The 11,569-nt window shown below is 55.0% G+C and carries 5 protein-coding genes; all 5 read left to right on the top strand.

Features of this window, described 5'->3' with window-relative positions; genetic code table 11:
- Positions 1-1,125: 1,125 nt before the first annotated feature.
- Genes GOW16_RS20745 through GOW16_RS20725 form a run of 5 tightly spaced genes read left to right on the top strand, consistent with a single transcriptional unit; the run spans position 1,126 to position 11,564 of the window.
- Positions 1,126-1,938 carry a tetratricopeptide repeat protein gene (locus GOW16_RS20745; RefSeq protein ID WP_170419207.1) on the top strand — a complete coding sequence of 271 codons (813 nt, stop codon included), beginning with the start codon at positions 1,126-1,128 and terminating at the stop codon, positions 1,936-1,938.
- Between the two features lie 52 nt (positions 1,939-1,990).
- Positions 1,991-2,356, top strand: coding sequence for a hypothetical protein (locus tag GOW16_RS20740; RefSeq protein WP_170419205.1), 366 nt, complete (start codon positions 1,991-1,993; stop codon positions 2,354-2,356).
- Positions 2,347-2,874 carry an invasion associated locus B family protein gene (locus GOW16_RS20735; protein ID WP_170419203.1) on the top strand — a complete coding sequence of 176 codons (528 nt, stop codon included), beginning with the start codon at positions 2,347-2,349 and terminating at the stop codon, positions 2,872-2,874. The genes GOW16_RS20740 and GOW16_RS20735 overlap by 10 nt, the downstream gene beginning before the upstream one ends.
- Positions 2,874-4,598, top strand: a complete 1,725-nt coding sequence (locus GOW16_RS20730) for a ShlB/FhaC/HecB family hemolysin secretion/activation protein (RefSeq protein WP_170419201.1) — start codon at positions 2,874-2,876, stop codon at positions 4,596-4,598. Before GOW16_RS20735 ends, GOW16_RS20730 begins: the two co-directional genes overlap by 1 nt.
- A gap of 42 nt (positions 4,599-4,640) precedes the next feature.
- Positions 4,641-11,564: a two-partner secretion domain-containing protein gene (locus tag GOW16_RS20725; RefSeq protein WP_170419199.1), complete on the top strand. Its 6,924-nt coding sequence runs from the start codon at positions 4,641-4,643 to the stop codon at positions 11,562-11,564.
- Positions 11,565-11,569: the final 5 nt, after the last annotated feature.

Here is an 11,569-nt window from a genome sequence, read left to right as displayed (position 1 = left end):
ACAATTGATCCCCAGGATCAATCACTTAACATCCTCACCTCCGCAGACCAATAACCTGAAGGGTTGCAACTGACCACTACGCGGCTGCTTCCTAGTTGCACCCATCATGTTTATATTGGCGCTATGGCCAATACAGCAGCATAAAACTGAGTGCTTCTAGCCCTTAGTTGCCGATTTTCAGAAGACCACAGTCGTTCCAAAGCACTACCTGAAGATTGATTTCGTCTCCGACTGGATTCCCTTATTCGGCTATACCGAAATAGCTTTCGTGTTTTACCGTGCGGTGAAAGGCTCGACGATTGATTGAAATTGTACACCTCCAATCTTTTGCGGAAGGTTTTGCCTCCTCACAGCAATCGGAACTTTCTCGGGTTTTTTGAGATTAACGACGTGGACGGCTCCTACTTCGAAGAAACGTCTAGTCGAGAAGGGTCTGGGAGAAATTCTTCGACCGATTGGTCCAATGCACTGGCCAGATCGGCAAGACTCAAATTCCTGATTTCCAACTCGGATTTGTTCCGTGCGTGCCTGGCACGATCAATAGGAATATCAACTTGCTTCATCTTTCGCCTGGGTAATTCGACCAAAGAATTAGAGTCCAATTGTCCGTAACGCAGTGAAAACATCATCAACCATAAACAACCGCAGCCAAGCGGCATTTCACCTGATAATTGCCGAAAGCACCTGAGTAATGCAAAGCAAAAATGCCAAAAAATCTTTTGCGTGAAACGAGCCAGTTCTGCCACATGAATCGGCCTACGATTGGGGCAACGAGGCTTCGTGCTGTAAAGTGAAGGAGATTGGTTCAGCGCGAGTATCCTTGCCTTTGCCGTAACATGGACCGATGAGACGCCGAATATTGGTTCCAAGGTGATTCGAACTGATCTTTTTACCACAGCAGCCTCGGCTGTCAGTCGAATCGATAAGATCAGACATTTCGTTTCCATGTGTGGAAATGTGGCGACAAGCTGACCGGTAAGCTCTCTTTTCGAAATGGATTGCCACATTGCGGCCACAGACTGTGCGCGCATAACTTATTAGTGAGGTTTCCGAAAAATTTCCCCCTTAACGTGTGCTGCGCCCTTTGCTAGCCAGAAGCTAATAAAATAAACAAAAGATTACGGAATGCGTATTTTGAGAACCGTTTTTGGCGGTGCGGTTTTTGCATCTATCGCGTGTGCTGCATATGCGGACGTTCCTGCGGGCATAGCCGCCCTTGAAGCTGGTAACGTTTCAGGTGCCGTCGAGGAATTTCAGGCTGGATTTGACGATGGTGACGCGGACGGCGCGTTCTTCATCGGGCGTCTGTTTGAGATGGGGCTGGGAACCGAGCGCGATGTGCGCCGCGCTGTTGAGCTTTATAGTGCTGCTGCTGATCAGGGGAGCGCTCTGGCGCAGAACCGGCTCGGCTTGATGTTCCTGAATGGCGAATTGGTCCTGCAGGATTATCAGCGTGCCGCCGAATTGATCTGTGCGGCAGCGAAGTCCGGAGACGCAAACAGCGCGTTCAACTGCGGGCAGCTTTTCGCGGATGGGCAGGGTGTTGAGAAGGATGCGGTTAAAGCCGTGTCCTACTGGCGGCAAGCCGCAGACCAGAACCACGTGGCTGCGATCAACTATCTGGCTCAGGCTTATCGTGATGGTGCAGGTGTTGAACAGAATTATGAGGCTGCCTTTGCAAACTTCTCCCGCACTGGAGGAGCCGGCAACCCGTTGGGGCTCTTCGAAATGGCCAAAGCTTATCGGTCAGGAGACGGCGTGGATCAGGACCTCATCAAAGCGCATGGATATGCCAACCTGGCGTCTGCACGGGGGATGGAAGAGGCCCGCACGCTGAGAGATACCCTGAACGTACAGCTGGATCGTGATGATCTTGAGGCCGCGCAGAGCTTTGCCCGCGAATGGGAAGCAACGCCAATGGATCAGAGTGCGCAGTAGTCCGCGCTTTCAGATTTTTGAGTTCTCGTCAGTTCAGATCGGTTCGTCTGTTATGAATAATCCTCTTTTCTTCTCGGTTGCTGCTCTGTGCCTCCTTAGCGGATGCGCAGCTACTTCACCTGAGCGTCTGAAAGAGATTTATAGTGTCGCTCCGTCGAGCGATGGCAGCTTTTCGGCAACCATCGAGGTGCGTGAGAACCATGCAAGCCAGCAAGACAAGTTCAGCCAAAACGCTTTCAACAAAATTTGTGCCGGACCCGCGTCAATCACTTCCCGATCTGTCTCTGCGCCGTTCAACAAGCAGACCACATATACACAGCAAACGTGGAACCCAGCCATCGGTCAATTGGTTCAAACGGCAAGTTTTCCGGTGAACACGCCGCATGTGCGCATGACCTACGGGTTTGAATGCTCGTGAAGAGCAACGCCGCATACCGGTTGGCCACCTGTCTTGGTCTCGGCCTTTTCCACTCGACGGCTTTGGCGCAAGTGGCGGAACTCCAGCCTACGGAAAAGGTGTTTTCGGACTGGCGCGTGTTGTGCCAACCCGCAGCTGAGAGCACGGTTTGCCAAATGGTGCAAAGCGTCGCTGCTGAAGAGAATAGCCCGCCTATATTCCTGATGAGTGTATCCGAGGCGGAAGGCACAGGACAGAGCTACGCGGTTATGACGGTTCCGGTTGGTGTCTATCTGGCCCCGGGAATTGAGCTGCATGTGGACAACCGCCGACCCTTCAAGGTTCTGTACGAAGTCTGCGACCAGCTTGGCTGCCACGCCGGATTTCAGATGAACGGGAATGTACTGTCGGCCTTCCGTAAAGGGCTGGAGGTGAAAGCACGGGTTTGGACGGCACGCGACAAGGCTGTTGATTTCCCGGTTTCACTTCGCGGATTCACGGCGGCCTATAGGCATCTCGGCGCGGAGGGCGGTAATTGATGGATCCACGGTCCTTTATCCTGCCCGCGGCGACCGCTGTTGGATTGTCACTAATGTCAAAGTCAGGTGCCTTGGCGCAAGGTATCTTACCGGACGAATTGCGGCGCATCGGCAACGATATCCAACAGCAACAAGCCCAGCAGACGGAAGAACAGGAACGTCGTCGCCGGGAATTCGAAGAACGCGAGGACGTGGTACAGGATCAAACCGCCGGAACTGAACTATATGTCCCTCCTCCTGGTGGGCCTTGTTTCGAAATCCGCAGCATTGACCTCGAAGGGTTTGAGGCGTTCAAGCGTGAGCCGGAAGGATACCGTGATCTGATCGGCACCTGCGCGACGGCGGCTGACATTGCGCAGACGCTGAACCTGATCAACACTTTCTATCAGGAACTGGGTTTCATCACGACCCGCGCCTATGTGCCGGAACAGGACGTAGCAGATGGGTCACTGGCCATCACCATCGTGCCGGGTCGCATCGAAGGATATGTCTATGGAACCGGCAAGCCGGCGGATGCACGTCTTAACACCGCTTTTCCGACTGAACGAGGTGACCTGCTAAATCTGCGTGATCTCGAACAAGGGTTGGAGAATATCAACGCGCCACGGTCGGCAAGCGGACAGTTTCAGTTGGTGCCCGGGGAGACACCGGGCGGGTCCTTCATTCAGGTTGATGTGCAGGATCGCCGCCCCTGGTATCTGGATTTCCAGTTCGACAATTCCGGCTTTGAATCTACCGGTCGGATCAAAGGCACCAGCACCTTCGGCCTCGACAATGGGTTGAATCTGAATGACCAACTAAGGATCGGGATCACAACCACTCCGTTTGAAGAGCGTGGAGAGCGTTATTCGGACTCCGTCTCAGTCAACTGGGGCCTGCCGGTGGGCAACTGGCTGTTCAATGCGGACTTTGGGGCCAGCGACTATCGGTTTGTCACCGAAGGTATCAACCAATCCTTCGTAACGGAGGGGCGCAGCCAATACCTGATCCTATTGGCTGAGCGACTTTTGATGCGAAACCAGACCTCAAAGGTTTACGCCTATGGGGACCTGAAGCTGAACAGAACCAAAACCTCAATCAATGGTATCGACATCACCAGTCAACGCCAGCGACTGACAGTCGCCTCGATGGGACTTCGGGGTGAGAAGACAATTGGGCAGGGTCGGCTTTTCTGGAATGTCGGGGTGAAAGCAGGTTTGGATGCTTTGGGAGCTGATATCCCAGAACGCAGCGTGATCGATCAGGAATTCCGCTTGGTGAAACTGCGCGCAGATTTTTCCATTCCGATTGGAAAAAGCGGGCTCACTTACCGGGGTACACTCGCTGGACAGTACTCTGGCGATACATTGCCGGGGATCGAGCAGTTCGGCATCGGTGGGTGGAGTACAGTTCGGGGATTTCATGACGAGAGCCTCTTTGGCGACACCGGGGTCTATCTGCGCAACACTGTCGAATGGAGTGCATACAAAACGCCAAAGCTCGAAGTTCGCATGAACGCGGGCTTAGATTTTGGCTATGTCAAACCTTCGGCCTTGCGCCGCTGGTCCCAGGATCATCTGTCAGGGATCAGTCTCGGGGCAGATATCATCATGAATAATCAGGTCACAGTGCAAATGCAGGTGGCACATGCGCTGAGCCGGCCTGAAGATTCGCCGTCCAATACCAACCCTGCATTCCAATCTGACAAGACCGTTGGTTATGTCAGCCTGAGGTTGCAGTTCTGATGACATTGTTCGCCGTTCATAGTTTTTTGGGAAGTTGCATCAATGCGTAGACGTGTTTTTGAGAAGTTTATTTCTTCGGTTCTGACGCTAGCGCTGACCGTACACCCGGCCTTGCTACATGCGCAGAACATCCAACCCGTGAACCCGAATACAGGTCCGCGCCCACATGTGGACCAATCGCTGAATGGCACCACCGTTATCAACATCTCGACCCCAAATGGCGCAGGGGTTAGCCACGATGTCTACACCGATTTTCAGGCAGATGACCTGATCCTGAACAACTCGGCCACGATTACCAACACGCAGTTGGGTGGTGCAATCGAAGGCAATGGCAACCTGAGACCGGGCCAAGAGGCCAATCTTTGGATCGGCGAGGTTGTTGGCGGCAATCAGACCCAACTGAACGGCATTCTGGAAGTGGCCGGACAGCGCATGGATGTAGTGGTCGCCAACGAATTTGGTATCACCTGCGACGGCTGTGGTTTCATCAATACCGGCCGTGCGACCCTCACAACTGGCAAACCGCAATTTGCCGGCAATGGGGCTCTCACAGGGTTCGACGTACGTCGGGGCACGGTCACAATCGGCGCCGGAGGTCTAAACCCAGAGAATCGGATAGGTTTGACCGACACCAGCCGCGTAGACGTGATTGCGCGAGCGGCTGCGATCTACGGCAAGATGCGCGCGGATCAGCTCAATGTCGTCGCCGGTGCCAACCAGGTCGACTATAACTGGTCCTACGATCCGGAAACGGGGGCGGTGACGGGGATCACTGAACAGGCGGGCGAGGGTGCAGCCCCGGCATTGGCCGTGGATGTTGCGGCCCTTGGCGGCATGTACGCCAATGCGATCCGTTTGATTGCCACCGAGAACGGTGTGGGCGTACGTCTGAACGGGGACATGGCGTCCTCGACCAATATTGCGCTGCGTGCGGATGGGCAACTGACGCTGGGTGCCCCTGTTGCTGGTAACACGCCGCAGATTCGTGCGGGCGGACGCGTTCAGGTCCGCAATCAGGGGCCAATCCTTCTTGAGGGTGCGATTACCTCTGAGAGTGGCGATCTGATTGACATAAGAACCAGCGATGGTGACCTGACGTTCAACGGTCAGGCGGCTGGTGGTGCGATCCGTCTGGAAAGCGCCGGGATGTTAAACATCTCTGGCGCGATCGTTGCACGCGAGGCGTTTGCTGCTGCATCAACCAGTGCTTCCGTGACGCTGGACGGCACCTCAGAAATCTTCGCGCGGTCCATCGACATTGATGCCCTGACGCAGCTGAACTTCGATGGCAAGGCGGTAGCCCTTGAGACGGCTGCTCTGACGGCCGGAACAGAACTTGTAACTGGTGCCCGTTCAGAGCTGGTTGCGGAATCTGTAGTTCTTACGGGGCATGACGCTCGGATTGGAGGTCAGGCGCAGGCTCTTGAAGCCCTTACCCTTGAGGCGACAGGTGGGATTGTCGACCACACGGGCACATCCCGTGGGCAAACTATCACTATTACCGGCGACGAAGTTCAAACGAGCGACGGATCACAGATCGCCGCGGTAAACGATTTAAGCGTTACCTCCGCACAGCAGGCAACTATCAGCGGAGAGCTTGTTGCCGGAGAGGATCTGACGCTCAGCTCCGCTGATGATGCGGTCACCGTCGAGGCCGGAGCCGGGATTTTGGCCGGATCTCTGAATATCGAAGCGCAGCGGGGTGCCACATTTGAGGGTAAGGCCGCTGTGACAGAAGCAGCGACCATATCGGCTGGAACTGACCTTGCCACTGGGGAAGCTTCAGAGCTTATTGCGGAGACCATCGCGCTCACCGGGACTTCTGCTCAGATTTCTGGCGAGGCTCGGGCCATCGAAGGGTTGGTCATTGAGGCAACGGATGGCGCGATCGCGCATAGTGGTGTGTCTCGCGGGCAAAGCGTCTCAATAACTGGCGTCACCGTTGAAACCGGTGATACGTCACAGATCGCAGCAGTCGATGACCTGGCCGTAACGGCCGCGGATCAGGCCCGTATCAATGGTGAGCTGGCCGCAGGGGCGGAGCTTGCAATCACATCGACCGGCATGTCAGTCACCATTGAGAGTGATGCTGAACTGGTGGCGGATGCACTCGATGTAGACGCCCAGACCGAAATCGCATTCAACGGGCGAGCTGCGGTTCAGAACCAGGCCGCGCTGACGGCCGGTGCCGGACTTTCCACCGGAGACACATCCGAGCTTGTGGCCGGATCGATCAACCTCTCAGGGACCACGGCTCAAATTGGCGGGCAAGCCGAAGCACAAAACGGGATTTCTATCGAGGCCCTTGATGGCACTTTGGAGCACTCAGGCAGGTCACGCGGGCAGTCTGTAACTTTGTCCGGTAATCGCGTGCAAACTGGAGAGAACTCGCAAATTGCAGCGGTAGCAGATTTGCAGGTCACGGCAACGGATCAGGCGATCATTGACGGCAGTCTGATCGCGGGTCAACAGGCGGACCTTTCCGTGGCGGCTGGGGATCTGGACCTTCAGGGGCTCATCAACTCACGTACAACCAATATCACAGCGTCGGGGCAGACCAGCCTTGGTGCAGATGCTTTGGCGGTGGGGCAGTCTGTGTTGGAGTTTCGGTCGGGGTCACTGAACGGCGGACTGAATGCATCTCACTTCGATCAGTTGCGGGCAGGTGACGGTCTTGCAATCACATTGGCCACTGGTGGATTGTCCGTTGGTGCATCAGAGCGAGTGGAGATCGACGGAGATCTTCTGCTTGATCTCGGCGGTGATCTGGAAAACCGCGGCACAATCAAGGCGAGCGGTGACCTCCAACTGCGAAGCGGTTCCGATCTGAACAACCGCGGCGGGCTATTTAAGTCCGGCGACACAATGCAGCTTGTAGCGCGCGACGGCACGGTTCTGAACCAATCCGGCCGAATCGAGGCGGATGGTGGTCTCGCTATCGAGGCAGAGAGATTTGAGAACCGCTATGATGGTTTGCTGGTCGAGCCTTCACAGCCTGGTGTTCAGGTTTTCGCAGGCACTCCGGACAATAAGACACTCACCGAAAACCTCTTTATTGATCCTGCTGATCTGAAGTTATCCAGCTGTAGTCAAAGCCGCCAGAACAACTCTGGTGCAGTGTTCGGGGGAAGTTGTGCGACGATCTTCGATTTCAACGGAGTCAGATCAAACGTCGGCGGTGTGACGTGGAGCTCCGGCAGCACAGTCACCACATCTGGCCCCGATCCGGAAATCCTGTCTGGTGCAGGTATTGCGATCCAGGCGGACACAGTCATAAACGATGCAGGGCTGATCTCTGCTGAAGCTGGGGTGGAAATTGAAAGTGACCGCTTCGAGAACAAAGCATATGAGGACGACAAGGTTACTCATACGGCTACTTACACGCGCCAGGAAACGGTTGAGGAGAACTTAGGAGGAGACAATGGTTGCGGGTGCCTGACACGCAGGACGGAGACGGTTGTTTATTCTCCGGTGGATCGGGCAGAGGCGGATGGCACAAACGAAGCAACAGGTAAGATTTTGGCGGGCGGAGCCGTCAACATCAATAGCACGACAGTGGTTGCGAGCGGCGATATCCGATCCGGGACCGCAAATGTTGTTTCTCCCAGAGAAAACTCCACCGTAACTGAGGCACTTCTGCCTGACCTGAACTTTCCGGTAGCTTCCCTTACGCCGGTACGACCAGATGTGTTGGACTTGCCGACGCTGGCACCGGTCCTACCGGATGTGGTGAACCTGCCGTCTCTTGACCCTGTGCAGCCTGAGCTTCAGACACTGGCAAATCTGGACGCTATGATTGGTGAAGGGCGCACCAACTTCGGAACATCGCCGGTTTCCTTTGAGGAACTGTTCTCTTCCGACTATTTCCTGGACCGTTTGCAGATTCAAAACGAGCTGTTCCAGAACATCAACCGACCCGCCGAATGGAACGGATACCAAAGCGACGGTGTAAGCTTTGATGGTGGCACCGCTGTCCAGATCCCGGATTCAGAGTTCATCGGGTTTGGTGACCGGTTCGGCTTGTCCGAAAGCGGAGTGTTGGCCTCACTGGACAATGCCAGTGCATCAGACAGCGGCGATCTGACCATCAATGCTAGCCAAATTTCCGGAACCGGTGGATCGCTGATCGCAGAGGGTGGCTCCCTGTCCCTGACGTCTTTAGGTGACATTACGTTCGAAGACACCGAGCTTGGTGCTGACTTTGTCAACATCATCACAGGCAGGGATTTTTCTGGGAAAGCACTGGTGGTCAGATCAAGTTCTGACACTTCGATTTTTGCCGGCGGTAACGTCACCATCGAAGGTCTGGCGCAAACCGAAGAGTATTACACCGGCACAAGCGTTACGAAGATTACCGAAAACCTAGCTTCGCAGTTTGAGGTAGGTGGCAACCTGTCCATCATCTCATCTGCCGACATGACTCTGGCAGGCGTTCAAGCCCAGGTCACAGGGAACACGCGATTGACAGCAGGTGGCAGCCTCTATCTGCGCGCTGAGCAATCCGGTGTTCAATACAGCGAGGGTGACGCCAAAAACGGAAAGGATCGTCTGACCCTGACCGCTCAGGTTACTCAATTGTCCACCGGCGGCGACTTTATCGCCAACGCTGGTGGTGATGCGGTTCTGATCGGTACGCAGATAAAAGCGGGCGGAAAGGCACAGCTGGCGGCGGCTGGCGACGTGGTTCTTGCGGCCGCGCAAGACATCGCCAAATCGGAATCACGCAAGACCAGCAGCGGGTTCCTGTCAAAGAAAAAGGAAACGCGATCCACGCTTGCCATCACCAATCGAGGCGTAGGGATCACCGCTGGTGGTGATATCGATGTAATCGCCGAAACCGGAGACCTGACCACGGCCGGGACGGAATTTGCCAGCGCCTCTGGTGACGTCAACCTCACAGCGACCGAGGGCAATATCCTCGTCGGCACCTATACCGACGTGTTCAAAGAGACGCATATCAAGGAGAAGAGCTACCTTGGCGGATTGCTGAGCAAATCCAGCCAGCTACACACGGTTGATCACATCAATACCGGCACCGATGCGCTGGCAGCGCTGGATCTGAGCATCGTCTCGGGCACGGACACAACGCTTGTTGGCGCAACGCTGTCTGCAGGTCAGAACCTGAACATCACAACCGGTGGTGACTTCTCGGTTCAGGCGGCCATCGACAGCCACCGCTCTGAGTTCTTTGAGACGGACATGGGTTTGGTCACCATGACCACGATCACCGAGACCAGCTTTACCGAAACGGCCCAACTGACCGAATTGCTGGCCGGGCAGGGCATGAATTTTGACGTTGGTGGTGATGCGGAGTTGGTCCTGTATCAGACTGCCGGCGTCGACGCGCCCAATCCCCAAGATCTTTACCCCGAGGAACTTCTGGCCATCGACGGGCTGGAACTGATCAGCCAGGAACTGGCGGATGAATACTTCTATGAAGAGAAAACCCAGCTCTCGCCTGCGTTTAAGGCGCTCGTCGCGATAGTTGTAAGTGCCTACGTTCCAGGGCTGGGTACATCCTTGGGCTTCGCGGAAGGGACGTTCGCGGTTGGCTCGTTAAACGCATTCGGAAATTCTATCCTGCTTGGCTCGGTTGACGGCGTTGTGTCAGGTGAGTTCGATCTCGGAGAAATTCTTGAAACCGCATCAATCCAAGCATTGTCTGCGGGACTGACAACAGCAATCGATCTCAGTGATCTTGGAATAAATCTGGGAGAAGGTGCAAACGGTAGCCTAATTCCAAATTTTGGAAGCGGGCAGATCTCTGTCGAAGGACTCCTTGAAAACGGTCTGGATGGTGTCATCACGTCCGGTATCAACTCGGCCGCGTACGGGACAGACTTTGGCGAAGGAGTGCTGAATACTGTTGTAAGTTACGTCGCCAATGGTGTCGCGGGATCCGCAATTGAAGAGGTTTCCGATAAATACGGACACATTGGCTTCTCGGTAGAGAAAGCTGTAGCAAAGGCGCTGATCAATTGCGTTGCCGCAGAAGCGAACGGTGCTGATTGCGCCTCCGGTGCTGTTGGCACTCTGATCACCGAAGCGCTTGTTCATACCAATATTGCAACAGGCACAACAGCAGGCACGCAATCTCCTGAAGAGTACCGAAAGCGGCTTGAGGTCGTAGCCGCGATTGCAGGCGTTCTGGCATCAGGTGGTGAAGCCGACAATGTCTACGCGACGGCGTCAGCCGCGTTGTTGGATTATGACAACAACTGTGGTCCGTGTGTGTTTATCATCCCGGCTCTGATCGCTGGGTTGACTGCAACTGATTACTACCTGACGGGCAAGGACGCCTATGACCTGGCACAAACAGGGCTTGCCTGTGACGCAGGCAGTCAGGCCGCATGTGACCGTGTCGCGGAAATGGCCCAGACCTATGCCATTGAAACTAGCATCTCAATGACAGCGGGGCAGATCATTCCGGGTGACAAGATCGGCATGCGCCTTATCCGATGGATGCGGAGAAATGGAGACGCCGACGTCGCAGATGCAGCCTATCAGGCACTGGACGACAGTGTCGGTGCTGCGCGTCCCGAATTACCGAACGGTCACCAGTGGGTAAAAGGACCCGACGGTGAAACAGGTATCATGCGGCCAGACGGTACGGTTGCAAATGACGCCGGAGATATTGAGAATATTGTTCTGGGTGGGCCCAACAGTGGAGGATTGCCGAACAATGGTATCGACTACAGCACAATTTCAACGGCAAAACCTAACCAGGCAACCACGCCGCGGAACCTAACCGAGCAAGCTGCGTGGAACGGCGTGCTTGAAAACCCAAGCGCAGGGCGTCATCTTGACCTCAACAATGACCCTCGATTCAAACCCGAAGACGGCTTTCAAAAAATGGAAACGTCTACAGTCACAGAGAACGGACAGAGGGTGACTATTCACTACCAATACAATTCAAACACTGGCCAAGCATACGATATAAAAATTGTGTATCCCCCAAAGCAATAAGGCGG

This window comes from Ruegeria atlantica, from assembly GCF_013033965.1.
Taxonomy (GTDB): Bacteria; Pseudomonadota; Alphaproteobacteria; order Rhodobacterales; family Rhodobacteraceae; genus Ruegeria; species Ruegeria atlantica_D.
Note: the sequence above shows the minus strand (reverse complement) of the source record. Positions and strands in the feature narration are given on the sequence as shown.

Coding starts and splice junctions, on each gene's coding strand:
- GOW16_RS20735 (WP_170419203.1), top strand. CDS start 2,347: ATGCTCGTGAAGAGCAACGCCGCATACCGGTTGGCCACCTGTCTTGGT.
- GOW16_RS20745 (WP_170419207.1), top strand. CDS start 1,126: ATGCGTATTTTGAGAACCGTTTTTGGCGGTGCGGTTTTTGCATCTATC.
- GOW16_RS20740 (WP_170419205.1), top strand. CDS start 1,991: ATGAATAATCCTCTTTTCTTCTCGGTTGCTGCTCTGTGCCTCCTTAGC.
- GOW16_RS20730 (WP_170419201.1), top strand. CDS start 2,874: ATGGATCCACGGTCCTTTATCCTGCCCGCGGCGACCGCTGTTGGATTG.
- GOW16_RS20725 (WP_170419199.1), top strand. CDS start 4,641: ATGCGTAGACGTGTTTTTGAGAAGTTTATTTCTTCGGTTCTGACGCTA.